This is a genomic window from Pseudomonas yamanorum (assembly GCF_900105735.1).
GTDB lineage: Bacteria > Pseudomonadota > Gammaproteobacteria > Pseudomonadales > Pseudomonadaceae > Aquipseudomonas > Aquipseudomonas yamanorum.
The window spans coordinates 5,084,878-5,110,217 of record NZ_LT629793.1 but is presented as its reverse complement, the minus strand read 5'-3'; the positions used below and the strand labels follow the sequence as shown (position 1 = coordinate 5,110,217).

Genomic DNA, 25,340 nt, shown 5'->3' with positions numbered 1-25,340 from the left:
TGGGACGCAGAGCATCCCTTGCTGCATTCCCACGCAGAGCGTGGGAACGATCAGTGTATTCAGTTGTTTTGGAGAGTCACCATGAAACAAACCCCGGCAGAGCGCTTGCAAGCCGAGCGCCAGCAGACCGAGAACCAGTTCGATATCACGAAGTACGAGCATGTGCCCCGTCGCTATTACGGTCGGATGGTGTTCGCCACTTTGATCGTGGTCGCACTGGCCGCCTTGTTGCGGGCATTCGCCAACGGCCAGATTGAATGGTCCTACATCGGTCAGTTCCTTACGTCCGAGGCGATCATCTGGGGCCTGGTGAACACCATCATCATGTCGATCCTGGCCATGGCGCTGGGGGTGGTGATCGGGGTGATCACGGCGATCATGCGCATGTCGGCCAACCCGATCCTGCGTTATGTGGCCATCACCTACACCTGGCTGTTTCGTGGTACGCCGCTGATTCTGCAACTGCTGTTGTGGTTCAACCTGGCGCTGATTTTCCCGGTGATCGCGATTCCCGGGCTGTTCAGCATCGACACCGTGGACCTGATGACGCCGTTCGTGGCCGCCCTCCTCGGCCTGAGCATCAACCAGGGTGCCTACACCGCTGAGGTGGTGCGCGCCGGCCTGTTGTCGGTGGACACCGGCCAGTACGAAGCCGCCAAGTCGATTGGCATGCCGAGCCTTCAGGCGCTGCGTAGGGTGATTCTGCCCCAGGCGATGCGGGTGATCATTCCGCCTGTAGGCAACGAGTTCATCAGCATGGTGAAAATGACCAGCCTGGCAAGTGTGATCCAGTACTCGGAGCTGCTGCACAACGCGCAAAACATCTACTACGCCAACGCCCGGGTCATGGAGCTGCTGATTGTTGCCGGCATCTGGTACCTGGCGGTGGTGACTGTTCTTTCATTCGGTCAGAGCCGCCTTGAGCGTCGTTTTGCCCGCGGCGCCGGCAAGCGTTCGTAAGCCCTGACTGAGGAGATTTGCCCATGAGAAGCATCGTCAAGGCCGTGAACCTGAACAAGTATTACGACCAGTATCACGCGCTGCAGGACATCAACCTGGAAGTCGAACAAGGCGAAGTGCTGTGCATTATCGGCCCGTCCGGTTCCGGCAAAAGTACCCTGCTGCGCTGCGTCAATCAGCTGGAAAAAATCGACAAGGGCGGCCTGTGGGTCGACGGCGAACTGGTGGGTTACCGGATCGTCGGCAACAAGCTGCATGAGTTGAATGAATCACAGATTGCTCGTCAGCGGTTGGCCACCGGCATGGTGTTTCAACGCTTCAATCTGTTCCCGCACATGACCGTGTTGCAGAACATCGTCGAAGGCCCGTGCCAGGTGCTCAAGCGCTCGCCCAAGGAAGCCACCGAGGACGCCCTGGAGTTGCTGGCCCGGGTTGGCCTGGCGGACAAGCGCAATGCCTACCCGGTGGAATTGTCCGGCGGCCAGCAACAGCGTGTGGCGATTGCCCGTGCGTTGGCGATGCGGCCCAAGCTGATGTTGTTTGACGAACCCACGTCAGCCCTCGACCCGGAGCTGGTAGGAGAAGTGCTGTCGGTGATGCGCGATTTGGCCACCACCGGCATGACCATGATTGTGGTCACCCATGAATTGGGCTTCGCCCGCGAAGTGTCCAACCGCATGGTGTTTATGGATGCCGGCCAGATTGTGGAAGCCGGCAGCCCTGAAGAAATTCTAATAAGCCCACAAAACCCGCGTACCCAAAGCTTTATTTCTGCCGTTCGCACTTAACTAAAAAACTAACGAGAACGCCCCCATGAAAAATCTGTTTCTTCCAAGTTTGCTCGTAGGCCTGATGGCCTCCACTTCGGTTTTGGCGGCATTGCCGGCAGCGATCAAGGACAAGGGTGAGATCAGCGCGGCCATCGTGCCGAACTACCCGCCGATGGATTTCAAGGACACCGCCACCAACAAACTCACCGGCCTGGACTTTGACCTGGGCAACGCCCTGGCCGAGCGCCTGGGTGTGAAGATCAAGTGGCAGGAAACCGGCTTCGAACAGATGCTCAGCGGCCTGACCACCAAGCGCGTGGACATTGTGCTGTCGGGCATGAGCGACACCGCCGAGCGTCAGAAGTCGGTGACCTTCATCGATTACTTCACCAGCGGCCCGCAGCTGTACACCCTGGCCAAGCGTGAAGACCTCAAGGAATTGACTGACCTGTGCGGTAAAAAAGTCGGCACCAGCCGACGTACCACCTGGCCGTCGGAAATTGCCGCGTGGAGCAAGGAAAACTGCGAAAAGGCCGGTAAGCCAGCCATCGTGGTGATTGGCACCGAGGGCTCGGCGGATGCGCGGGCGCAGTTGCAGCAGAACCGTCTGGATGCGGCGATGCAGGGCAGTGAAACCATTCCTTACCTGATGTCGCTGGACAAGGGTAAGTACAAGCCAGTGGGCCTGGCGATTTCCAAGCAGTTCACGGGGCTTGGGATTGAGAAGAGCAATACCGAGTTGGTCACGGCCATCAGTGAAGCGCTGCAGGGCATGATTGATGATGGGACGTACGGCAAGATTCTGCAGAAGTGGGATCTGGAGCAGGGTGCGGTGGAAAAAATCAGCATCAACGCCGGCCAGTAACTGGATCTAAATGTGGGAGCGGGCTTGCTCGCGAATGCGGTGGATCAGCCGGTACATTTGGCACTGACACACCGCATTCGCGAGCAAGCCCGCTCCCACACTGGATCTTCATCGCCTTGAAAAAAGAATAAGGACATCCGCCCCACCGTGGCCACGTACTCCCTGGTAATCCGCCGCCTGATGATCTGCTCGGTGACCATCGTCGTCAGCCGCGCCATGACCAGCCCGTTGCTCGCGCTGTTGCTCAGCACCCGCCTGGGCCTCAACCAGCAAGACATCGGCTTGCTGATGGGCATCGCCGTGTTCATCGCCACCCTGCTGGGCCTCTACGGTGGCTACATCATCGACCGCCTGGAAAAGCGCAAGCTGCTGATCCTGGCGATGCTCTCCAGCTCCATCGGTTTTCTGTTGCTGACCTTTGCCAGCAACCTGTACCTGACCACCCTGACCCTGGTGATCACCGAAGCTGCCTCGGCGCTGTTCCTGATCGGCTCCAAGGCGATCATCAGCGAGAACCTGCCGGTGGGCCAGCGGGCCAAGGTGTTTTCCCTGCGCTACACCCTGACCAATGTCGGCTACGCCACCGGCCCGATGCTCGGCGTGGTGATTGCCGGCCAGATGCCCCTGGCACCGTTCCTGATCGCCAGCGCGATTGCCTTTGGCAGCCTGTTCCTGATGATCGGCATCCCGCCGACCCAACGCGACGACAGCAATAAACCCTTAAGTTTTCTCAGCACCCTGCGGACCCTGCGCAGCGATCGCACCTTGATCCTGTTTACCAGCGGCAGCCTGTTGAGCACCATTGTCCACGGGCGCTACACCCTGTATCTGTCGCAGTTTCTGCTGGTGGCCTACAAGCCGGAGAGCGCGCTGAAAATTCTTTCTGCGGTGCTGGCGTGCAACGCCATCACGGTGATCCTGATGCAGTACCAGATCGGCCGCTTCCTCAAGCGTGAACAACTGCGCTACTGGATCGTGCTCGGCACCTCGCTGTTTATTGCCGGGTTGATCGGCTTCAGCATGGCGGACGGCCTGGTGTCGTGGTGTGTCGCGATGTTTGTGTTCACCCTCGGGGAGATGATCATCTACCCCTCCGAGTTCCTGTTTATCGACACCATCGCCCCGGACGCCCTGCGCGGCAGTTATTACGGCGCACAAAACCTGGCGGCATTTGGCGGGGCGCTGAGCCCGGTGATCTGCGGTTACCTGCTGATCAACGCATCGCCCGCCTCGATGTTCTATGTACTGAGCGGGCTGACGGCGGTGGGTGGCACCTTGTGTTTCCTGAGTGGCCGGCGTGTGGTGGTCCGTGCGTAATTTCTACTGATATTTGCGCAATATCCCGCTATTAATAGCGAACTCTCTCACGGACCCGAGCCCCATGAAATTCGACACGGCCTACAGCCTGAGTCTCGACGACAAGCTGTCGATCTATGACGTGCGCGACCTGAATTTCGACGAAACCGCCGCCTTCGATTCCGACAAGGACAGTTTCCTGTGCCCCAATGACGAGTGCCGGGCGGCGTTTGCAGTGGGCAATGTGTTGGGCACCTTCAACGCAAAAAACGTCAATTACCTGCGCACGCCGCACTTCAAGAACATCCCCAGCACCCGGCATATCGAAGGTTGCCGGTACGCCAGCCGCCATGCCGGGAAAGGCGAAGCTGAGGATGGGCCGGAGGAAAATTTCCCGTCGGAATTTGTCCTGACGCGACGCCAGTACGAACGCAAAACACCGGTCATCGGTGCTGAGGCTGGCACCCCACAAGAACCACCGAAAACGCCGGCAACCCGCAACGCCTTGTCTCACAGCTCAAGCGACACCACCCCGGACAAGACCAGCGTCTTTGCCCACCCAGTGGAATGCTACGTGTCGAATATCGACGACAAGGAAAAGCTCAAAAGCATGCCCTTGAAGATCGGCGATTACACCGCGACCTACTGGACGTTTTTCAAGAAGATCGAATACCTGCAAGACAACAAAGGCCTGATCTACTGGGGCAAGATCAAGGAGATCAAGGACTACACCAGCAGCTTTCGCATCGACTTCGAAAAGAAAGCCTGGCTCGACAAGAAGCCCTACTCCATCAATGTTTACCTGAGCAAAAAACTGATCGAGAACTACCGCAAGCGTAAAGCGTTCCTGGAGCAGATCAAGGCGGCGGTGGACAGTGATCGAACGTTGTATTGCTTCTTTTACGGGGTGACGCCGGAGTTGAAACAGGTACCGAGCAAGAAGAACCCCGAGCAGACGTTCGGGGTGTTCAGTGCCAATATCGAGAACCTGGATCACCTGATTATTCGCGAGGCGCCGGGGTTGGAAACCTAGAGCAACATGCTCACCATCACCACGCCCAACAACCCGATATATACCCGCGCATGCAGTGCATCCGGGATGCGGCCGATCCACGGTGTGGCCAGGCGAATGCCCAGCAGCGAACCCAGGGTGAGGATGGCAAACGCCAGCAAGTCGACATAGCCGACAAACCACGCGCCCAACTCCACCTTGGCGAATCCTGCCATGAGCATGTAGGTAAACGTACCGGCCAGCGCCACCGGCACGCTCAACGGGTTAGCCATGGACGTGGACTGGGACATGCTCAAACCGCAACGGCGCAACAGTGGCACGGTCATCACGCTGCCGCCCACGCCCAGGAAGGTGGCGATCACGCCAATGGCGATGCCACCACCCGTCACTTCCGCGCCGCTCAGGCGTCGTGGCTGGAGCCTGTCGTCCTGGCTGAGAAAGCCCCTGCGCAACAGGCAATCGACGATGGTGACGGCCAGGTAGGCGATAAAGGCGTACCGCATGAAATCGCCGCTGGCGAACATCGCAGCCCCTGCGCCCAGCACGGCGCCGATCCCAATGTACCCGCCCAACGGCCACAGGTAATGGCGAATCAGATTACCTTTGCGACGGTGTTTTCCAGTGGCGATCAGCGCGTTGACGATCATCACGCAGGTGGAGGTGGCGACCGCGATATGCATCGCCGATGCACTCACGCCCGCGTCGTGGCTGAGCTTGAGCATGCCGTACAGCAACGGCACCACCACGAACCCGCCGCCGAAGCCGAACAGCACCGCCGTCACGCCGGTCATGCAGCCGAACAGTGCCAGTAATAGATAGAACATCGAGAATCGCCTTCAGCATCAGGGAGAGCTGTCGACGATAGCGATTCAAGGCTTGGCCCGCTTGCGCAAGTCGGCCAATAATGTGCGAGATATTGCCACTTCCGGAATCAGCTCCATGCGCAACGTCTCCATCGCTCAACTGGACCTGACGCTCCGAACGGTCGTGGCAATCGGCACCGACTATCCCCACGGCTATCTGCTCAAGCGCCACAGCCATCGGCGCGGCCAGCTGTTGTATGGCGCCACCGGGGTGATGCAAGTCAGCACCCAGCAAGGCAACTGGGTTGTGCCGCCCCAGCGTGCGGTGTGGATTCCCGCCCAGGTGCCCCATGAGGTGCTGATGATCGGTGTGTCGACGCGCAGCCTGTATATCGAACCGCACGCCGTCACCGACTTGGGCGCCAGCTGCCACGTCATCAACGTTTCACCCCTGATGCGACAGTTGCTGATGGAGTCGGTGGAAATGCCGCTGGAATACGACGAGGCCGGGCGCGACGGTACGCTGGTCAGCCTGCTGTTGCATGAACTGGCTCGCGCCACGCACTTGCCCCTGCATATCCCGCTGCCGGAGGACCCACGCCTGCTTGCCCTGTGCCTGGCGTTTCTGCAGCGGCCGGACGTGCACCAGTCACCGACTCAATGGGCTGAACAATCGCACCTGAGCCTGCGCACCTTCAGCCGGCATTTTCGCCAACACACCGGCTTGAGTTTCGTGCAATGGCGCCAACGAGCCTGTGTGGTGCAGGCCCTGGCACGCCTGGCCAGCGGCGAAACCATCACCCGGATCGCCCTGGACCTGGGCTACGAAAACCCGGCGGCGTTTTCCAGCATGTTTCGGCGAGTGCTTGGCCAGTCGCCGAGCACCTACCTGGATGGGGCGAAATAGACCGGCGGCAGCCCTATCGAAACCATCCAGTTGATGAGCGGTAGAAACAACTGTACAAAAACACAGTATAGTTTGCCTTCCCCCGTCGAACCTGGAGAAAGCCCATGTCCTCTCTGGCAATGAGCAACACCGTAGAACAGCAGATCGTCCTTCATCAATTCACCCCACGGCACAGTGTTCAGGCCCGCCTGATGCTGGGCTGGAGCCGGGAAGACCTGGCCCGGGAAGCGGATGTGGAAGTGGACGCCCTTCAACGTTTTGAAAGCCATGCCGATGTGGACGATGAAGTCCGCCTGAGTGTGGCGTTTCGTCTGGAAGCTGAAGGGTTGGTGTTTTTCCCGGGGTTTGCTCCGGGTTGGGGGATGAATGTGCGGGGCCGCGCCAGCACTCCGGCACAACCTGCCGCCAAAGGGATCATCTCCCGGTTTCTGGATTCAACAGCGGCATCCATTGACCCAACAACACCTCAGCCCAATGGTGCGTAGCGCGCAAGGCCATCAACTTACGCCTGCAACTGCAACGCCCGACGGATCATTTGTGGCGGTTGGCCAAACGCTCGCAGGAAGGCTCGACGCATGCGCTCCGGGTCACCGAAGCCCGTCTCTCGGGCGACGACGTCGATGGAGTGGCTGCCGGATTCGAGCATCAAGCGCGCGGCTTCAATGCGCAGGTGTTCCACCGCCTTGGCCGGGGATTGGCCGGTTTCGGCGCGGAAAAGTCGGCTGAATTGGCGCGGGCTGAGGTGTGCCGCTTCGGCTAGTTGCTCTACCGAGAGGTCCTCACGCAGATGCCCTTTGGCCCAGGCCAGGGCGGTTTGTACGCGGTCGGACTTGGGGTCCAGTTCCAGCAGCGCCGAGAACTGCGACTGGCCACCGGCACGGCGATGGTAGACCACCAGTTTTTTCGCCACGTCGCGGGCCACTTCCACGCCCAGGTCGTGCTCGACCAAGGCCAGGGCCAAGTCGATGCAGGCGGTCATCCCGGCCGATGTCCAGAGCGGGCCATCGACGGTGAAGATCCGGTCTTCCTCCAGCTTTACGTTGGGGTAGCGCTGGCGAAACGTCATGGCGTGGTACCAGTGGGTAGTTGCCTTGCGCCCTTCCAATAGCCCGGCCGCTGCCAGGTGGAACGAACCGGTGCAGGCCGACGTAACCCGGCGCGACGCCGTCAACGACGCCTGTAGATACGCCACCATGCCTGGGGTGGGCTCGAGTAATTCGTTATCCCCCAGCACCACGATCGTGTCGTAGGCCTGCTGCCCGAACGCCAGGCTATCAATGGCAAAGCCCATGGAGCTTCTGATCGGCCCGCCGTGCTCCGACAACAAATCCACGCGGTAGAACGGTCGTCCTACCACGAAGTTGGCAAATTCGAACACACTGCTGGTGGACAGGCTCAGCACCTGGAAACCGGGAAACAGCACGATACCGACGGACACCATGGTCAAACCTCATGTCTCTAAAGGAGGGATATATGACATTGCGGTCACTACATTACACCCATAATCTTAGTTCCAACAAGGCCGATCCCTTCCCCGGCCCATTTGGAGCAACTGCCATGTCGCAACACAAAGGTTATGCCCTGATTACCGGTGCTTCGTCAGGAATTGGCGCGGTGTATGCCGACCGCCTGGCCCGTGCCGGCTACGATCTGATTCTGGTAGCCCGCAACCAGCAACGCCTGGAGCAATTGGCAATACACTTGAAAGCCAGCACCCAACGCGACGTTGAAGTGATAGCGGCAGATCTCAATCTGCCGGCCGACTTGGCGCATATTGCCCAACTCGCGCAGGATGACAGCCGTATCAGCCTGCTGGTGAACAACGCCGGTGTGGGCGCCACAGCTTCGCTGCTGGAGTCTGACGCCGACAAAATGGACGCGATGATTCTGCTTAACGTACTGGCGCTGACCCGCCTGGCCAAAGCGGCGGCAACCAACTTTGTCGCCCAGGGCCGTGGGACGATTATCAACATTGGCTCGATTGTCGCCCTCGCGCCCAAAGTGCTGAACGGGGTGTATGGCGGCACCAAGGCGTTTGTGCAGGCCTTCAGCGAATCGTTGCAGCATGAGCTGAGCGACAAGGGCGTGGTGGTTCAAGTGGTACTGCCGGGCGCCACCGCCACGGAGTTCTGGGACATCGCCGGCCTGCCGGTAAACAACCTGCCGGAAACCATGGTAATGACCACGGAAAACCTGGTGGACGCAGCCCTCGCCGGCCTGGCTCAAGGCGAAGCCGTGACGATCCCGTCCCTGCCGGACAGCGCAGATTGGGACACCTACGAAAGCGCCCGGTTGGCCCTGGGCCCGAACCTGTCGCACCGTGAACCCGCCGCTCGTTATGGGTTGAAGTAAGCCGGACTGGCGCAGGCCGGAGGTAAACGCAGGCTTCCTGATTGCCTGGGAAGCCTGTTCATCATTGGGGCGTCTGCGCCGACAATACCAACCGACAGCGTTGCGCCAGCGCTGCCAGACCATCACCGGCCCAATAAGCGCCATAGAACCACACAAACGTTGAAACCCCATCCGGGCCAGTACCAATGGGTATACGTATCCTCGGGTTACCCGCAGTGGCTGCATGATGAAAGGCGGCACTTTGCGCATCGGACACCAACCCATCGAGCCGATTTTCCGTGACCCGATCGTTAATCTCGTTGCCAGGGTCCAGGGTGAAATGGCGCGCGTCATCCATCACCCGCGCAAACACAGGCACCAACTCCGCACCGGCTGTACGCAGTACGTTCAGTACTTGAGCAAAGTGCGCGCTGTGTTTGATCGTTTCCCGAACATCACCTGCAACATATTCACTGGCAAAACCAATGCGGCTGCCCGCCAACGGGCGTGTGTTGATCTGATGACCCGTATCGGCGACCGGCGGGATCTCCACCATCACCGGCCCCTCAGGGTCGACGCCGCCGAGGGCGATCAGTGATAACGAAGGGTCGCGCACGGCGCGCATCATGGGGCCAGGGATATCGAACCTGGGGCCGTAGCCGCCCGAGGAGCCAAACTCCAGGCCGCTCGGGTGATCGCCGGAGCTGACGATTACACCGCAAGTATCAGCGCCAAACACGACGCCCTTGCTGACGGTCGGAGCGCAAGCCGGGGGAACAGAATTGTCCCCCGAGACTGTCTGTTTGAACAGACACAACGCGCCCGACGCTGTGACCTTCCTACCGTTGTCGTCCATATACGCCCACGCCTCGAAACTGATTTTCGAGGGATGATTGCATCCTTTTATCGGGACGGCTGTAGGTCGGAAACAACCTGCAACTCAGCGGCGGGATTGCATCTAAATCGCTATCACCCGCCGACGTGTTGCTCGTTACCCGCGTGCTCGACTTCCAGCCACCAGGCCTGCCCGCGCTCCGGCTGATTGAGCATGAACGCCTGCCCCATCGCCGGCGTGGTGATCGACACATTACGCTCCCACGCCAGCGCCATGATCCGGTCGAACGGTTCGTGCCACGCATGAAACGCGAGGTCGAAGGTGCCGTTGTGGATCGGCAGCAACCAGCGGCCCTTCAGGTCGATGTGCGCCTGCAGGGTTTCTTCCGGTTGCATGTGAACGTGGGGCCAGTCGACGTTGTAAGCGCCGGTTTCCATCAGGGTCAGATCAAACGGACCGTACTGCTCGCCGATGCGCTTGAAGCCTTCGAAATAGCCGGTATCGCCGCTGAAGAAAATCCGCCGCGGGCCGTCAATCATCACCCACGAACACCACAGCGTCTGGTTGCCATCGAACAGGCCACGCCCGGAAAAGTGCTGGGCCGGCGTGGAAACAAAGCGAATCCCGTCCACTTCAGTGCCCTGCCACCAATCCAGTTGCCGCACCTTGCTGGCATCCACACCCCACTTGACCAACGTATCGCCCACGCCCAGGGGCGCGAGGAAATAGCGGGTCTTGTCCGCCAGTTGCACCACGGCCTTGTGGTCCAGGTGGTCGTAGTGATTGTGGGAAAGGATTACCGCCTCGATGGGCGGCAGGTCTTCAAGGCTGATCGGCGGTTGGTGGAAACGCTTGGGGCCGGCCCAACTGAACGGCGATGCGCGCTCGGCGAACACCGGGTCGGTCAGCCAGAACTTGCCGCGCATTTTCAGCAGTACAGTGGAGTGCCCAAGGCGGAACACGCTGTGGTCGGGAGCGGCGAACAGTTGCTCACGGGTCAGCGGCTGCACCGGGATCTCACCCACCGGCCGCGTGCTGCGGGGCTTCTGGAAAAGCATCTTCCACATGATGCCCAAGGTCTTGCCCAAGCCGCCATGCTGGATGGGCTTCTGATTGGTGAAGTGACCTTGCTGTTGTTCGGAAGACTTGGGCGCTGAAGAAGAACTGTCGAGACGGGTTGAGATCGTGGCCATTACCGAGGAACTCCTGCAGACTGCTCTTGAAATTACACTGCACAGTGTAGTTTCTAGATTGCAACAAAACCCGGAGCAAGTAAACTACCGAGTGTAATTTTCCCTTCAGAGCCGAAATTCCCCCATGACTGCACCTCAGCGCCTCACCGACCGTAAACGCGAAGCCATCGTGGCAGCCGCCATCGCCGAGTTTCGCGACAACGGTTTCGAGGTCACCAGCATGGACAAGATTGCCGCCACCGCAGGGGTTTCCAAACGCACGGTGTACAACCACTTCCCTAGCAAGGAAGAACTGTTCGCCGAGATCCTGCATCAACTGTGGGCCAGCAGCGTGGCGCAACTGGACGTCAGCTACGCCAGCGACCGCCCGCTGCGTGAGCAACTGCGCGGGTTGCTGCAGGCCAAGATGGCGATGATGTCGGACGCCAACTTCCTCGACCTGGCCCGCGTGGCGATTGCCGCCACTATTCACTCGCCGGAACGCGCCCAGGACATGGTCAACCGCCTGAGCAAGCGCGAAGAAGGGTTCACCCAATGGGTGCGCGCCGCCCAGGAAGACGGCCGGCTGAGTTGCACCGACCCGTGCTTCGCGGCCCACCAGGTGCAAAGCCTGCTCAAGGCTTTTGCCTTCTGGCCACAGATCACCCTCGGCCAGCCAACCCTGGACGCCGAAGCCCAGGCGAACGTCATCGAGTCGGCCATCGACCTGTTCCTGGCGGGCTACGAGGTCGTGCCGCAGCACTGACCTGTTACAGGAACGACATCCAAGGTCGTTTTTTGTCTGATTCGCCCGTGTCCTTTGCAAATGGCTTGGAAGGACACTGATTATTCCCACGCGAATAACTGACAATATTCACACGTATTATCCGACCAGTGGTTTTCCCGATCACGTGTGCCGTCGTACCTGCAAAAAAAGAATCGACCCAGGAATTTATGGAAAACCAACGAGGCAAAGGGCTGTCATTTGCCAGACGTATCTACAGGCCAAGGATCATCGGCCTGGGCATCGGCTGCATCAGCGTCATCGCTGCACTTTACCCACTGCACATGCCTGGCTGGGTCTGGGCGTTGCTGCTGTTCAATGGTTTTGGCTGGGCGCACCTGGCGTATCAACTGTCCACTCGCTCCGATTTCCCCTACAAGGCGGAACGGCGAAACCTGCTGTACGACTCGCTGCTCGGCGGATTCTGGGCGGCCACCACCCAATTCACGCCCCTTACCGCCGTAACCATCCTGTCGATGATGGCCATGAACAACGTCGCCGCCGGAGGCAAACGCCTGTTCCTCCACGGGATAGTCGCGCAGCTGGTGGGCATCGGCGTGTCATGGCTGTTATTCGGTATCAAGTTCAACCCCGACGTCAGCCTGGTCCAGGTCTACGCCTGCCTGCCCATGCTGACGCTGTATCCCATGGCGCTGGGCATGGTCTGCTACCGCCTGGCGATCAAACTGTCGGAACACAAACGTGCCCTGAGCGCCCTGAGCCGTACCGACAGCCTTACCGGCCTGCTCAATCACGGCTCGTGGAAAGACCTGCTGCACCTGAAGTTTCACAAGTGCCAGCAACAACAGGTCCACGCCACCATTGCACTGATCGACATCGATCATTTCAAGCAGATCAACGACAGCTACGGGCACATCATCGGTGACCAGGTTCTGCGCCAACTGAGCCTGGAGCTGCGCCGCAACCTGCGGGAAAACGACCTGGCCGGGCGTTACGGCGGCGACGAATTCTGTGTGATTCTTCCGGACATGCCCATGGAACAGGCGGCGCAAGTCATGGAACGCATGCGCGAGGTGTTCAGTAATTACCGTAACCCGGAAATCCCGGAGTTGCGGGTCAGCCTGAGCATTGGCCTGGCGTCTTTTCAAAGCACCTTCACCGACGCGGCCACGTGGCTCAACGCAGCGGACCGCGCGCTGTATGCGGCCAAGGACACTGGCCGTAACCGCGTGAATATCAGCGACTATGTGGTCGCTCATAGCGCTTGAATCCCGCGAACTACACCTCGTCTGAATTAAACGCAGCTACCACCGACCGATAGCATAATGCCGCCATTGGTCGGTCGCCGTAGAACTTCTTGCCGACCATACGACTCAGAACCCGCTGTTCCACCCTCTGTCAGCACAAGGAAGCTGGCAATGAGCACGTTCGCCGTAGGCTTGAGCCATACGGTGGCAGGCGCCCCCATGGATACCCCTGACGCTTGCTTCCCCCGAGCACACGACCATGCTATTCAACGCCCATAAAAAAACCATCAGTACCTTGCAAGCCACCCTTGCCCAGCAAGCCAGCCTTCTCGACGCCATCGACCGCTCCATGGCAGTGATCGAATTCGACCTGCAAGGCATGGTCCTGCGAGCCAATGAGAACTTTCTCAAGGCCATGGGTTACAACGCCGATCAAGTGGTGGGCCAGTCCCACCGGCTGTTCTGTACCCCGGCCTTTGCCCGCAGCGCCGAGTACGGCCAATTGTGGACACAACTGCGCAACGGCCAATTCCAGTCCGGCACCTTCGAACGGGTGACCAGCAGCGGCCAGCCGATCTGGCTGGAAGCCAGTTACAACCCGGTGCGCGACGAATCCGGCAACGTGGTGAAAGTGGTGAAGTACGCCATGGACGTCACCTCGAAAATGCAGGCGGAGAGCGAAGCCAACGCCAAGTTGCAGGCCATCGATCGCGCCATGGCGGTGATCGAGTTCAACCTCGACGGCACCATCATCAGCGCCAATCAGAATTTCCTGCATCGCATGGGCTACAGCCTGGCGCAGGTCCAGGGCAAGCATCACCGCATGTTCTGCACACCGGAGCTGGCCAACAGCAGCGCCTACAGCGATTTCTGGCAACGGCTGAATCAGGGCGAGCTGTTCAACGGCCAGTTCGAACGCATCGACAAAAACGGCCATGTGGTGTGGCTGGAAGCCAACTACAACCCGGTGTATGACGCCAGCGGGCGCCTGTGCAAGGTGGTGAAGTACGCTTCCGACGTCACGGCCATGGTGGAGAAACACGCCGCCGACGCCCAAAGCGCCACCCAGGCTTATCACATCTCGCTGCAAACCCGGGACTTCGCCGAAAAAGGCGCCGAGGTGATCCAGCAGACCGCCACGGGCATGCGCGAGATTGCCGCCAACATCGACGGTTCTTCCGCGCTGATCGCCAAGCTGGGCGAGCGTTCGCAGCAGATCACCGCCATCGTCAACACCATTCGCGGGATCGCCGACCAGACCAACTTGCTGGCCTTGAACGCCGCCATCGAAGCCGCCCGCGCCGGCGAGCAAGGCCGCGGGTTTGCGGTGGTGGCCGATGAAGTGCGGCAGTTGGCGGCGCGCACCAGCGGCTCAACGGCGGAGATTTCGTCGATGATCGAGATGATCCAGAGCGAAACCCGCCAGGCCATCGACAGCATGGACGGCACCCGCGACCGCGCCGCCCAGGGCGTGGACCTGGCGAACCAGGCCGGCACCGTGATCCTGCAGATTCGCGAAGGCGCCAGCGAAGCGGTGCAGGCGGTGAGTGCGTTTGCCAATGAGCGGGGCAACAGGTAAGCGACAGGCTTCTTCATGTGCCTGGTGGAGGGCTCGGTCTATAGTGGTGGCTTGTCTTACACCACGGATTCGAGCCCGCCATGACCCCGGATAAACCTGACGCCAACGTTGACCACCTGCGCTTTCATCGTAAACACGCCCATCTCGAACCGACCTTCGGTAATGACACCTTTGCGCTGAAAGCCGAAGCCTTCGCGCGCTTCTTTGGCACCCCGACCTTCCTGGGGGCGCAAACGGCAATCGTGATTCTGTGGGTCGTGCTCAACGTGACCGGCATCACGCACTTTGACGTGTATCCGTTCATTCTCTTGAACCTGGCGTTCAGCCTGCAATCGGCCTATGCCGCACCGCTGATCCTGCTGGCCCAGACCCGCCAGGCCGCACGGGACAAGGCCCAGTCCGACGCCGACGCCCAGCACCGCGAAGCCCTGGCCGTGGCCAACACCGAACGCCAGGCCCAGGCAGCGCAGACCACCAAGCAATTGCTGGAGCTGCTGGAACAGAACACCAAACTCACCGAGATGACCAAGCAACTGACCGAACGCATCGAAGGGTTGACCACAGAGATGCACGAGCACTTCGTGCGCAAAACCTGACCCTGCCACACATCCAATGTGGGAGCTGGCTTGCCTGCGATTGCATCACCGCGGTATGCCTGATGCACCGCAGCGCCTGTATCGCAGGCAAGCCAGCTCGCACAGTCAGTGCTCCGGCAAGTGCACATGCTGGCCCAACTGATCAAATAACGTCACCACCGAGCGCAGCGCCCGGCAATCGGGGCGTGTCAGCAGCCACAGGGCCGTGTCGTGCCCCGTCAGCGGTGGGCTCAACGGTTGCAGGCCTGCGCCCAGCAAGTAATCCGGTAACGCCGCCACACCGAGCCCCGCGCGCACCAGTTCGGTCACCGAGACCATGCTGTTGCAGCGATAGGCCGGCATCACCCCGGGCAAGTGCTGGCGCCGCCAGGTGACGGTGGGATGGTCTGGCAGAAAGTCATCCGGCGCGATCCAGTTCAGGGCGGCCAGCTCCTTGCCTGCATGCTGGCGGGCATAGTCGGCACTGGCACACACCCGATACGACACCGTGCCCAGGCAACGTCCTACCAGATGCTCGGGCGGAGTCTTAGTCAGGCGCAGGGCGATATCCGCATCGCGGCGGCTGAGATTGGCAAAGTCATTGGAGGTGCTCAGCTCCAGGGTCAGCGCGGGGTAGCCGGGCATAAACTGCGCCAGGGCCGGCAACAACAGTGACTGCAACACCGAATCCGTACAGGTCAGGCGTACCGTGCCGCTGATCACTTCACCGCCCTGCTCCACCCCCACGCGCGCCGCCTCCAGTGCTTGTTCGGCACGTTCGGCCTGCTCGGCCAGCGTCGTGGCCAGGGTGGTGGGCAGGTAGCCGGCACGGCTCTTTTCGAACAGTGTCTGGCCCAGCGCCGCCTCCAGCCGCCGCACCGCGCGAAACACCGTCGACACGTCCACACGCAGCAACGCCGCTGCACGGGCGAGCGTGCCGCCTCGCACCAGCGCGAGGATCAGGGAAAGGTCGGAGTAATCGATCTGATAGTGCGTCGCTGCATTGAACATATGGACTAACGCCAATATTGATTGCGTGAACGCCAATCTATAGTGAGCGTCAGGACTCAACAAGCCACGGATACCCTTGATGAATAAAACCACCCTGCACCTGGCCCTGATCGGCGACTACGATGCACAAGTCACCGCCCACCAGGCCATTCCCTTGGCGTTGCAACAGGCCGGCGCGGCTTTGGGCCTGACGGTGCGGTTCGACTGGCTGGCCACTGACACGATCAAATCCACCGAACAATTGCAGCACTACGATGGCTTCTGGTGCGTTCCCGCCAGCCCTTACCGTGACCTCGACGGCGCGCTGCGGGCCATCCGTTATGCCCGAGAACAGCGGCGCCCTTTCCTCGGCACCTGCGGCGGTTTTCAACACGCGGTGCTGGAATATGCCCGCAACGTGTTGGGCTGGGCCGACGCAGAACACGGCGAACTGGCTCCCGATTCGCCCCGTGCAGTACTCACGCCCCTGACCTGTGCGCTGGTGGAAGCAACTGACACCATCCGCTTGATGGCCTTTACCCGCATCGCCGAGGCCTACGCCACTCTGGATATCCATGAAGGCTACCGTTGCCGCTATGGCATCAATCCCGACTTCGAAAGCGCACTGCTGGAAGCCGACCTGATTGCCAGCGGCCATGACTCGGCGGGCGACCTGCGGGCGGTGGAGCTGCTGGACCATCCGTTTTTTGTCGCCACCCTGTTCCAGCCGGAACGTGCGGCCCTCACAGGCATCACACCGCCGCTGGCAATTGCACTGCTGAAGGCCTGCGTATGATCGCCAAGACGCCCAAGCCGCCGTACTACGCGGTGGTGTTCAGTTCCCTGCGTACTGAAGGCGACAACGGCTACGGACAAGCCGCCGACCGCATGCTGGAACTGGCCCGGCAACAACCTGGTTTTCTCGGCGTGGAATCGGCGCGAGGGGAAGATGGCCTGGGCATCACCGTGTCCTACTGGAGCAGCGAAGCCGCGATCCTGGCCTGGAAGCAGCACGCCGAACACACCGAAGTGCGCGAACAGGGGCGCTCCACCTGGTACTCGGCGTGCCATACGCGGGTGTGCAAGGTGGAGCGGTCTTACGCGTTCGAGCGCTGAAACATCAGCCTATGTAAAACACTCAATGTGGACAAGGGAGCTCCCTCGCCACAAAAAGCGCTCCAGCCGCAGGGACAATGTGGCGTTCAACCCACCAGACTGCGCACCGCACTGATCTGCGGAATCTCCACCCGGCGCATGTACACCCGCAGCGGTTCCGTGATGTTGATGCGATCGTCGATGTTCTGGTCCAGCAGCAGTTGGATCCGCTCGCGGGACAGGGTCATGGCCTGCTCGTCAACCGGCTGCCAGACAAACTCGGCGGTCGGGATGATGCCGTCGTCGGCCACGTCCATGCCGAAGGCGTCTTCGCTGAAACGGACGATGTACTGGTGGGTCTTGCGGTTCAGGCCGACAAAACCGTGGAGTTGGTCGGCGGCCTGGCAGATAAGCTCGGAGGTGATGCGCATGGTAAACCTCACTGAAAAGTCCTGTTTGGACTGGAAAGATGGTTTACACGCATGGCAGATAATCTGCCCTCTGATGGGGCAACTGAGGGCAAGAATACTGCATGGCACGGCACAAAAGTGCAGAAAAATGGCCCGTGAACACGTTAATGTCGGTTTGGTGATAGCGCCATTCGCAAGCAATTGTTAAAAAGGAGCCCTTCTCAAAGTTACCTCCACGAAAGGACTTCGCTTATGCCTGTCACGTTTACCAAGAGTGCCCTGCTGCTGGCCCTGATGCTGGGCCTTGGCCACGCACAGGCGGCAAGCCCGATCAGCCCTACCGAACTCGCGGCCAACGAAGGCATTCCAAACCCTGCCGTCATTGCCCACCGTGGCGCGTCCTTCGATGCACCGGAATCCACCGCCGCCGCCTACAAAGTCGCGCGCGACCTGGGTGCCGACTACCTGGAAATGGACCTGCAACGCAGCAAGGACGGCGTGCTGTTTGCCCTGCATGACAACAACCTGCAACGCACCACCGACGTCGCCACCAAGTTCCCCGAGCGCAAGGACAGCCCGGCCAACGAATTCACCTGGGCCGAGCTTAAAACTCTGGATGCCGGCAGTTGGTTCAACGCCGCCTACCCGGATCGCGCCCGCCCAGGCTTCGTCGGCTTGAAAATCCTCAGCCTGGACGAAATCATCAAGATCGCCGAAGGCAACCCGCAGCACAAACCCGGCCTGTACATCGAAACCAAAGAGCCGAAGCAATTCCCGGGTATCGAAGCCGACCTGAAGAACAAGCTGTTGGACAAAGGCTGGTTGAGCTCCACCGGCTCCAACCAGGCCCAGAAAAACATCGGCGTCGGCCAGGGCAAGGGCCGCGTAGTGCTGCAAACCTTTGAAAAGGACAGCCTGAAAGAACTGCAAAAAGAGATGCCCAACACCCCGAAAATCCTGCTGTTGTGGGTCGGTGAAGGCAGCATCGAGCCGAAATCCAAGGTGACCTTCGCCGAGTCCGGCGAGCCGAGCAAAGCCGCCTACTACGCCAAGCAGGAGCCGAAGGACGCCGCCGAGTTCGAAAAATGGGTCGACGAGGCCAAGAGCCTGGGCGCCATCGGTACTGGCCCTTCGGCACAACTGACCAACCTGGGCGATCAGAGCTATTCCGACCTGGTCAAACCCGAGATGAACCAGTTGACCCACGACAAAGGCATGCTGGTGCACGTGTACACCGTGGATGAGCCGGTGGACTTCGATAAGGTGATGAAAGCCGGCGTCGACGGCATCTTCACCAACCGCGCCGCCGAACTGCTGAAGTACTACAAACGCTGGCCGTCCTCGAGTGTGGCCGACCTGCTGCAGGACAACGGTTACTGAGTGAGTTCCGAATGGTCAGGTCGCCTGTGGCTGGGGCCTGACTACGGGCTGATCCTGGGCATACCGGGGCGCACCGCGCCTCATGCACACTATGCCCACCAGTTGATGTTCTCCCCGGGCGGGCCGGTCACGGCCAGCCTCGATGGCCGTGTCACCACGGCCCATCGCCTGTTCATCCCCTCACGAATGCCCCACGCCCTCCTCCACACCCATGGTGAGGTGTTGATGGTGTATGCCGAACCCGGCGCATTTGACCTCGACTCTTTGCAGGCCGCCCTGGCCGACAGTGAACTGTCCCTGGAAACACTCGAGCACACGCTGCGCCAGTTGCCGAGACGCGCACTGGACGACGCCCGGGTGGAGCGCGCGCTGTTGGCGCTGGATCAGCAACTGAGCGGCAAGGTCTCAGCCCACGCCCTGGCGCAGGCAGCGCACGTTTCGTTAAGCCAGCTGGAACGTTTGTTCGCCAACCAACTGGGTTTGCCCGTGCGCCGCCTGGTGCTGTGGCGGCGCTTGCGGGTGGCGCTCGGACTGGCGCTCGGCGGCAGCACCTTGACCGAGGCAGCCCATGGCGCCGGGTTCGCTGATTCGGCGCATTTTTCACGGACCATGAAGCAACTATTTGGCGTCACGGCCGGGGCGTCGTTGCGCAACCTGCACGTACGAATCCTGGATTAGACCGACGGGAACCGGCGGCTCCCTGCTCAAGCGCACCGTCCTGAACGGATCGCACAGCTGCGTCACATACTCCCGCGGAAAATCCGGCCGGCTGCCAATCCCCAAGTCGCCCTGGCCCATTCGATAGTCATGGCTGTAAAACGCCGTGCCCAATAGCCAGTCCCACAGATTGAAAAACAAGCCGAAATTCACATCCCCCGCCCGGCCATATTTCATGTGATGAAAACGATGCACCGGCGCCCAGGCGAATACCCAGCGCAGCGGCCCCAGGCGCATGTCGACATTGGAATGCTGCAACAGCAACTGAACGGCAATCGCCAGGGCCAGCAGCAGCGCAACGTCCGTGGGAATGCCCAGCAGGATCAGCGGCAACAAGCCCGCCGTGGCTTCGAGCATCTGGTGCAACGGATGCTTCATCAAGCCATTGAAACCGTACAACCGCTGCACGCTGTGATGCACCGCATGCAGACGCCACAAGGCCGCGACTCGGTGACTGGCGTAGTGCATCAGGGTGATGCCCGCATCGGCGATGAAGATCGCCAGCAGCAATTGCTCCCAGAGCGGCCACGCCCGCGGCCATACACCATCAACGGCCAGCAGCGCGGTCAATACCGGCAAGATCAACAAGCCCGCGGCATTGAGACCTTCGTTGACCACCGCATGAATCAGGTCGCGACGACGGTCACCCTGGTTGCGATTCCACTGCGGCTCGTAGGGCAACCACCACTCCGCAATAAACGACACCACCACCGCGCAGACAACTACCAGCCCCAGCCACTGCGGCTCATCCACCTGCACCAGCCAGAGCGCCCACCCGATAAATCCCACCCAGAACAAGGGCGCGTACACCCAGGCCAATAACTGTTTCATCTGTGCCTCCCATGATTGAGACGCCAGCATGAAACTCCGCACTCGCCGCCGATTGAACAAACGGCGCAATTTTAAGGGTGAGTTAAGTTGCGCTGGTTAACCTGATCCCACTTAAACAGCTCACCCCAAAGGATCACCCCATGAAAAACCTGACTGCTCTGTTCGCCGCTGCCGCCTTGACCCTTACCGCTGGCTTGGCCCAGGCCGATGTTCGCCCGGACCACATTCCGAGCCTGCTCAAGTCCGGCGCCATCATGGACTTCGAAAAACTCAACGCCAAGGCAGTGGCCCAGCACAAAGGCGCGACCATCGTTGACACCGAGCTGGAAGACAAAGCCGGCCGCCTGGTCTACGAGACCGAACTGCGTGACACCAGCAACGTGAAGTGGGACGTGAAGCTGGATGCGAAGACCGGCGAAGTCCTGGAAAACAAGCAAGACACTTGAGTTGAACCGCAAAAACGCCGCGCCGCTTTCGAGCCGCGCGGCTTTTTTATGCGCGCTCGTCGCCCAGAAGAGCAATTAGTCTAATTAGCGTGAACGAATTTGTACCTTCCGCCGCCAAGCTCGCTAGAATCCCAACCATCAGCCAAGGCACAACGCCAGCAGCATCAGGACCGGAACCGTTCGCCATGGGGCAAAAAGCCGTCGACATTGCCACCATTGGCCGAATCAGCGCCGTCCCGGCGATTCTCCAGGTGATCAGCGAAATGACCGGCTTGCGTTTTGCGGCCGTGGCGCGGGTCACCGATGATTCATGGACCGCCTGCGCCGTGCGCGACCAACTGGACTTCGGCCTGCCCGTGGGTGGCGAGCTGGACCTGACCACCACCCTGTGCCACGAAATCCGCGGCTCCCACGTCTCGATCGTGATCGACAAAGCCAGCGAAGACCCGCTGTACCGCGACCACCACACGCCACGCATCTACCACTTTGAAAGCTACATCTCGGTGCCGGTGTTTCGCACCGACGGGCGCTTCTTCGGCACCATTTGCGCCCTGGACCCGAATCCGGCGCAACTGCGCAGCAGCACCATCCAGTCGACCATGGAGTCGTTTGCCCGGGTGCTGTCGCTGCAGATCGAAGCCGAAGAAAGCCTCCAGCAGACCGAGGCCGACTTGCAGCAGGAGCGGGAAACCGCCGAACTGCGCGAACAATTCATCGCCGTGCTCGGCCACGACCTGCGCAACCCGCTGTTCGCCATCAACGTCGGCGCCGAACGGCTGCTGCGCAAACACCCGGACCCGGCCACCGACACCCTGGTGCGGCACATGCTGGCCAGCGGTCGCCGCGCCTCGCAATTGGTGGAGGACGTACTGGACTTTGCCCGCGGCCGAATGGGCAGCGGCATCCCAGTGAATATCGGTGAGTGCGCGGGGCTGGAAGACACCTTGCAGCATGTGGTGGACGAGGTGCAGCACGTGCACCCCAAGCGGCTGATCCACGCCCGCATCGGCAATCTCAACGGCGTGAAAGGCGACCGCGAGCGGCTGGCGCAACTGCTCTCCAACCTGGTGGCCAACGCCATCAGCCACGGCAGTCCCGAAGGGCCGGTTGAAGTCAGTGCACAGGTCAACGCCGGCACGTTTGAGTTAACGGTGAAAAACCTTGGGCTGATCAGTGAGCAAGCCATGCCGCTGCTGTTCCAGCCCTACTCCCGACCGACGGGCGCCCTGCCCCAGGCCGGGCTGGGCCTGGGTTTGTACATCGTCAAACAGATTGCCGACGCCCATGGCGGGCGGCTGGAAGTGTCTTCCAGCGAGCAGGACGGCACGGTGTTCAGCTTCAGTTTGCCCGCAGGCGATTGACGGCCACCTCAAACCGTCACAAAAGCGTCAAATTCAGTTGCCATGATGCGCTCCAAGTGAACCTGTGAAATCTCCTACAGGCACTTTCCCTGCGAGCCTCCATGAACCACAGCATCGACCACAGCCACCAGGATTCCGACCTGTTTGGCTTGCTTTACGGTTTTCGTTTTCGCCCCGGTGAAAAGGGCGAACAGATTGACTCAGCCACTGCCCTGGCGGCCTTGCAGCAACCCGGTGATCCCGACGAATTTCTCTGGCTGCACCTGAATCTGGCCCACGCCGCCTGCGAGCGCTGGATGCAGGCGCACCTGAACCTGCCGGAAGAATTCTTCGAGGCCTTGCACGAAGGCTCGCGTTCCACCCGCATCGAACACGTGGACTCGGCCTTGCTGGCGGTGGTCAACGACGTGGTCTTCAACTTCAGCAGCATGGTCTCTTCAGACATTTCCACCTTGTGGGTGTGCGCCCGCAGCCGACTGTTGATCAGCGCGCGCCTGCAACCGCTGCACTCGGTGGACAAGCTGCGCTCATCAGTGAAGGCCGGTGAACACTTTCGCTCGCCGCTGGAACTGCTGGTGCATCTGCTGCGGGACCAAGGCGAGGTGCTGACGCAGATCGTGCGCAAGACCAGCCTCAGCGTCGACCAGATCGAGGACCAGTTGCTGTCGTCGCGTCTGTCCACCAACCGCGCTGAACTGGGCGCCGCGCGCCGGGTGCTGGTGCGCCTGCAACGGCTGCTGGCGCTGGAGCCGGGCTCGTTGCTGCGGCTGCTCAACCGCCCGCCGCAATGGTTGCAGAAGGAAGACGTAAAGGAGTTGCGCAAATCCACCGAGGAGTTTGCGCTGATCATCAACGACCTGATGGCGTTGGGCGAGCGCATCAAGCTGTTGCAGGAAGAGATCGCTGCCAACCTCAACGAGCAGAGCAACCGCACGCTGTTCACCCTGACCGTGGTCACGGTGCTGGCATTGCCGATCAACATCATTGCCGGCTTTTTTGGCATGAACGTCGGTGGCGTGCCGCTTTCCACTGACCCTGAAGGCTTCTGGATTCTGGTGGCACTGGTGGCGACGTTTACCCTGATTGCCGGGCGTTGGGCGTTTCGCAAGCGCAAGGATTATTGAATTTGAAATGCGATCAATGTGGGAGCTGGCTTGCCTGCGATAGCGGTGGTGACTGATACACCGCTATCGCAGGCAAGCCAGCTCCCACATTTGATCGGCAGTGTTTTGTAGACCAGCGGCCATCCCAAATCTGGAAACACTGATTTACCGCAGCATCTCTGTAACATTCTGCAACGATCATGACGGATATCCTCCCTCAACACTGGATGTTCCGGCATGGCAACCCCTTCGCTGACCGCCTCCACCGCCTCCGTCACCAACGACCCCAAACCGCGCCTGGACAAGAAACCCGGCCTGGTGACGGTGATCGTTTTCTTCGCCGTACTCGCCATGGGCCTGTTGTTCACCGCCTACAGCCTGATGCACGACATGCACGAGCTCGGCACGGTGGTCACCACCTGGACGCCGTTCCTGCTGCTGGGTGTGGCGCTGTTGATTGCCCTGGGCTTCGAGTTCGTCAACGGTTTCCACGACACCGCCAACGCGGTGGCCACGGTGATCTACACCAACTCGTTGCCGCCGCATTTCGCGGTGGTGTGGTCGGGCTTTTTCAACTTCCTCGGCGTGCTGCTGTCCAGCGGCGCGGTGGCGTTCGGCATCATCGCCCTGCTGCCGGTGGAGCTGATTCTGCAGGTCGGCTCCTCGGCCGGCTTTGCAATGATCTTCGCGCTGTTGATCGCCGCGATCCTGTGGAACCTCGGCACCTGGTGGCTGGGTTTGCCGGCGTCGTCGTCCCACACCTTGATCGGCTCGATCATCGGCGTGGGCGTGGCCAACGCTCTGATGCATGGCCGTGACGGCACCAGCGGTGTGGACTGGGGCCAGGCGATCAAGATCGGTTACGCACTGTTGTTGTCGCCGCTGATCGGCTTCGCCTTCGCCGCCCTACTGTTGCTGGCGCTGCGGGCCTTCGTGAAAAACCGCTCGCTCTACAAGGCACCAAAAGGCGACACCCCGCCGCCTTGGTGGATTCGCGGCATGCTGATCGCCACCTGCACCGGTGTGTCGTTTGCCCACGGGTCCAACGACGGCCAAAAGGGCATGGGCCTGATCATGTTGATCCTGGTAGGCACCCTGCCGATGGCCTACGCGCTGAACCGCACCATGCCGGCCGGTGAGTCGTTGCAGTTTGCCGCCGTGGCCGAAGTGACCCAGGCAGCCCTGGTAAAAGCGGCGCCGCAACTGGCGCCTGCCGACTCGCGCGCCACCTTGTCGACCTACGTACGCACCAAGGAAGCCACGCCGGAACTGGTGCCCGCCCTCGCCTCCATCACCGGGCATATCGGTGAAGAAGTGAAGAGCTACGGCTCCCTCGCCGCCGTACCGGCCGAGGCCGTGGGCAACGTGCGTAACGACATGTACCTGACCAGCGAAACCATCCGCCTGATGGACAAGGGCAAGGTCGGCAACTTCGACGCCGACACCCAGAACAAGCTGCAACTGTTCAAGCAACAGATCGACAACGCCACACGGTTTATCCCGCTGTGGGTCAAGATCGCCGTGGCCATCGCCCTCGGCCTGGGAACCATGGTCGGCTGGAAGCGCATCGTGGTGACCGTGGGCGAGAAGATCGGCAAGACCCACCTGACCTACGCCCAGGGCGCCTCGGCCGAGATGGTGGCGATGCTGACCATCGGCGCGGCGGACATGTATGGTTTGCCGGTGTCCACCACCCATGTGCTGTCGTCCGGTGTGGCCGGGACCATGGTGGCGAATGGTGGTGGGTTGCAGATGAAGACCATCCGCAACTTGCTGATGGCCTGGGTGCTGACATTGCCGGCGGCGATTCTGTTGTCGGGTAGCCTGTACTGGCTATTCACCAAGTTGTTCTGACACAACCCGGATCAAAATGTGGGAGCGGGCTTGCTCGCGAAGGCGGTGTATCAGTC

Annotated in this window: 27 protein-coding genes; 20 read left to right on the top strand and 7 right to left on the bottom strand. The window is 60.6% G+C overall.

Going from position 1 to position 25,340, the window contains the following annotated elements; translation table 11 throughout:
- Positions 1 to 81: 81 nt before the first annotated feature.
- From BLU46_RS24035 to BLU46_RS24015, 5 genes are all read left to right on the top strand, one after another.
- Complete coding sequence (locus BLU46_RS24035; protein WP_063027828.1) at positions 82 to 960, top strand: amino acid ABC transporter permease; 879 nt, start codon at positions 82 to 84, stop codon at positions 958 to 960.
- 23 nt (positions 961 to 983) lie between these two features.
- Positions 984 to 1,748 (top strand): amino acid ABC transporter ATP-binding protein, encoded by a 765-nt coding sequence (locus tag BLU46_RS24030; RefSeq protein ID WP_093207063.1) that lies wholly within the window; start codon positions 984 to 986, stop codon positions 1,746 to 1,748.
- 25 nt (positions 1,749 to 1,773) lie between these two features.
- Positions 1,774 to 2,595, top strand: a complete 822-nt coding sequence (locus BLU46_RS24025) for an ABC transporter substrate-binding protein (RefSeq protein ID WP_093207058.1) — start codon at positions 1,774 to 1,776, stop codon at positions 2,593 to 2,595.
- 147 nt (positions 2,596 to 2,742) lie between these two features.
- Positions 2,743 to 3,912 carry an MFS transporter gene (locus tag BLU46_RS24020; protein ID WP_093207053.1) on the top strand — a complete coding sequence of 390 codons (1,170 nt, stop codon included), beginning with the start codon at positions 2,743 to 2,745 and terminating at the stop codon, positions 3,910 to 3,912.
- A 64-nt stretch (positions 3,913 to 3,976) separates the two neighbouring features.
- Positions 3,977 to 4,924 carry a hypothetical protein gene (locus BLU46_RS24015; RefSeq protein ID WP_093207049.1) on the top strand — a complete coding sequence of 316 codons (948 nt, stop codon included), beginning with the start codon at positions 3,977 to 3,979 and terminating at the stop codon, positions 4,922 to 4,924.
- On the opposite strand, the gene BLU46_RS24010 is transcribed toward BLU46_RS24015, so the two are convergent.
- Positions 4,921 to 5,727, bottom strand: a complete 807-nt coding sequence (locus BLU46_RS24010) for a sulfite exporter TauE/SafE family protein (RefSeq protein ID WP_093207044.1) — start codon at positions 5,725 to 5,727, stop codon at positions 4,921 to 4,923. The genes BLU46_RS24015 and BLU46_RS24010 overlap by 4 nt on opposite strands.
- A gap of 115 nt (positions 5,728 to 5,842) precedes the next feature.
- On the opposite strand from BLU46_RS24010, the gene BLU46_RS24005 reads away from it, so the two are divergent.
- Entirely contained in the window at positions 5,843 to 6,613 is a 771-nt protein-coding gene (locus tag BLU46_RS24005) for an AraC family transcriptional regulator (protein WP_093207039.1), read from the top strand.
- 104 nt (positions 6,614 to 6,717) lie between these two features.
- Positions 6,718 to 7,098 carry a helix-turn-helix domain-containing protein gene (locus tag BLU46_RS24000; RefSeq protein ID WP_063027818.1) on the top strand — a complete coding sequence of 127 codons (381 nt, stop codon included), beginning with the start codon at positions 6,718 to 6,720 and terminating at the stop codon, positions 7,096 to 7,098.
- Between the two features lie 17 nt (positions 7,099 to 7,115).
- On the opposite strand, the gene BLU46_RS23995 is transcribed toward BLU46_RS24000, so the two are convergent.
- Positions 7,116 to 8,054, bottom strand: a complete 939-nt coding sequence (locus BLU46_RS23995; RefSeq protein WP_093207034.1) for a GlxA family transcriptional regulator — start codon at positions 8,052 to 8,054, stop codon at positions 7,116 to 7,118.
- A gap of 116 nt (positions 8,055 to 8,170) precedes the next feature.
- Here BLU46_RS23995 and BLU46_RS23990 point away from each other — a divergent pair, with 116 nt between their 5' ends.
- Positions 8,171 to 8,965: an SDR family NAD(P)-dependent oxidoreductase gene (locus BLU46_RS23990; RefSeq protein WP_093207029.1), complete on the top strand. Its 795-nt coding sequence runs from the start codon at positions 8,171 to 8,173 to the stop codon at positions 8,963 to 8,965.
- Positions 8,966 to 9,026: 61 nt separating this feature from the next.
- Here the strand turns inward: BLU46_RS23990 and BLU46_RS23985 are convergent, their stop codons facing one another.
- Positions 9,027 to 9,800, bottom strand: coding sequence for a hypothetical protein (locus BLU46_RS23985; RefSeq protein WP_093207024.1), 774 nt, complete (start codon positions 9,798 to 9,800; stop codon positions 9,027 to 9,029).
- 113 nt (positions 9,801 to 9,913) lie between these two features.
- A complete protein-coding gene (locus BLU46_RS23980; protein WP_063027810.1) occupies positions 9,914 to 10,972 on the bottom strand; it encodes an MBL fold metallo-hydrolase in 1,059 nt (352 codons plus the stop codon).
- 124 nt (positions 10,973 to 11,096) lie between these two features.
- On the opposite strand from BLU46_RS23980, the gene BLU46_RS23975 reads away from it, so the two are divergent.
- The 4 genes from BLU46_RS23975 to BLU46_RS23960 all read left to right on the top strand — a co-directional run bounded on the left by BLU46_RS23975 (position 11,097) and on the right by BLU46_RS23960 (position 15,118).
- On the top strand, positions 11,097 to 11,717 hold the full coding sequence (locus BLU46_RS23975; RefSeq protein ID WP_093207019.1) for a TetR/AcrR family transcriptional regulator: 621 nt from the start codon (positions 11,097 to 11,099) through the stop codon (positions 11,715 to 11,717).
- Between the two features lie 188 nt (positions 11,718 to 11,905).
- Positions 11,906 to 12,964, top strand: coding sequence for a diguanylate cyclase (locus BLU46_RS23970; protein ID WP_063027806.1), 1,059 nt, complete (start codon positions 11,906 to 11,908; stop codon positions 12,962 to 12,964).
- Between the two features lie 238 nt (positions 12,965 to 13,202).
- Entirely contained in the window at positions 13,203 to 14,522 is a 1,320-nt protein-coding gene (locus BLU46_RS23965; protein ID WP_063027804.1) for a methyl-accepting chemotaxis protein, read from the top strand.
- 80 nt (positions 14,523 to 14,602) lie between these two features.
- A complete protein-coding gene (locus BLU46_RS23960) occupies positions 14,603 to 15,118 on the top strand; it encodes a DUF1003 domain-containing protein (RefSeq protein WP_093207014.1) in 516 nt (171 codons plus the stop codon).
- Between the two features lie 105 nt (positions 15,119 to 15,223).
- On the opposite strand, the gene BLU46_RS23955 is transcribed toward BLU46_RS23960, so the two are convergent.
- The gene (locus tag BLU46_RS23955; RefSeq protein WP_093207010.1) at positions 15,224 to 16,108 is read right to left on the bottom strand and encodes a LysR family transcriptional regulator; all 885 of its coding nucleotides are present in this window, start codon (positions 16,106 to 16,108) and stop codon (positions 15,224 to 15,226) included.
- A 79-nt stretch (positions 16,109 to 16,187) separates the two neighbouring features.
- Between BLU46_RS23955 and BLU46_RS23950 the strand changes: the two genes are divergently transcribed.
- Both BLU46_RS23950 and BLU46_RS23945 read left to right on the top strand, forming a co-directional pair.
- The gene (locus BLU46_RS23950; RefSeq protein WP_093207005.1) at positions 16,188 to 16,883 is read left to right on the top strand and encodes a CTP synthase C-terminal region-related (seleno)protein; all 696 of its coding nucleotides are present in this window, start codon (positions 16,188 to 16,190) and stop codon (positions 16,881 to 16,883) included.
- On the top strand, positions 16,880 to 17,203 hold the full coding sequence (locus BLU46_RS23945) for an antibiotic biosynthesis monooxygenase family protein (protein WP_093207001.1): 324 nt from the start codon (positions 16,880 to 16,882) through the stop codon (positions 17,201 to 17,203). The genes BLU46_RS23950 and BLU46_RS23945 overlap by 4 nt, the downstream gene beginning before the upstream one ends.
- 86 nt (positions 17,204 to 17,289) lie before the next feature.
- Here the strand turns inward: BLU46_RS23945 and BLU46_RS23940 are convergent, their stop codons facing one another.
- Positions 17,290 to 17,613, bottom strand: a complete 324-nt coding sequence (locus BLU46_RS23940) for a DUF2025 family protein (RefSeq protein WP_063027796.1) — start codon at positions 17,611 to 17,613, stop codon at positions 17,290 to 17,292.
- 231 nt (positions 17,614 to 17,844) lie between these two features.
- On the opposite strand from BLU46_RS23940, the gene BLU46_RS23935 reads away from it, so the two are divergent.
- Positions 17,845 to 18,972 (top strand): glycerophosphodiester phosphodiesterase, encoded by a 1,128-nt coding sequence (locus BLU46_RS23935; RefSeq protein WP_093206997.1) that lies wholly within the window; start codon positions 17,845 to 17,847, stop codon positions 18,970 to 18,972.
- Positions 18,973 to 19,650 carry a helix-turn-helix transcriptional regulator gene (locus tag BLU46_RS23930; RefSeq protein ID WP_093206993.1) on the top strand — a complete coding sequence of 226 codons (678 nt, stop codon included), beginning with the start codon at positions 18,973 to 18,975 and terminating at the stop codon, positions 19,648 to 19,650.
- Here BLU46_RS23930 and BLU46_RS23925 read toward each other — a convergent pair.
- On the bottom strand, positions 19,591 to 20,520 hold the full coding sequence (locus BLU46_RS23925) for a sterol desaturase family protein (RefSeq protein ID WP_093206989.1): 930 nt from the start codon (positions 20,518 to 20,520) through the stop codon (positions 19,591 to 19,593). The genes BLU46_RS23930 and BLU46_RS23925 overlap by 60 nt on opposite strands.
- A 140-nt stretch (positions 20,521 to 20,660) precedes the next feature.
- On the opposite strand from BLU46_RS23925, the gene BLU46_RS23920 reads away from it, so the two are divergent.
- The 4 genes from BLU46_RS23920 to BLU46_RS23905 all read left to right on the top strand — a co-directional run bounded on the left by BLU46_RS23920 (position 20,661) and on the right by BLU46_RS23905 (position 25,284).
- The gene (locus BLU46_RS23920; RefSeq protein ID WP_017475930.1) at positions 20,661 to 20,966 is read left to right on the top strand and encodes a PepSY domain-containing protein; all 306 of its coding nucleotides are present in this window, start codon (positions 20,661 to 20,663) and stop codon (positions 20,964 to 20,966) included.
- Between the two features lie 185 nt (positions 20,967 to 21,151).
- On the top strand, positions 21,152 to 22,327 hold the full coding sequence (locus tag BLU46_RS23915) for a GAF domain-containing sensor histidine kinase (protein ID WP_093206984.1): 1,176 nt from the start codon (positions 21,152 to 21,154) through the stop codon (positions 22,325 to 22,327).
- A gap of 101 nt (positions 22,328 to 22,428) precedes the next feature.
- Positions 22,429 to 23,451: a transporter gene (locus BLU46_RS23910; protein WP_003211449.1), complete on the top strand. Its 1,023-nt coding sequence runs from the start codon at positions 22,429 to 22,431 to the stop codon at positions 23,449 to 23,451.
- A 216-nt stretch (positions 23,452 to 23,667) separates the two neighbouring features.
- Positions 23,668 to 25,284: an inorganic phosphate transporter gene (locus BLU46_RS23905; RefSeq protein ID WP_063027784.1), complete on the top strand. Its 1,617-nt coding sequence runs from the start codon at positions 23,668 to 23,670 to the stop codon at positions 25,282 to 25,284.
- Positions 25,285 to 25,340: the final 56 nt, after the last annotated feature.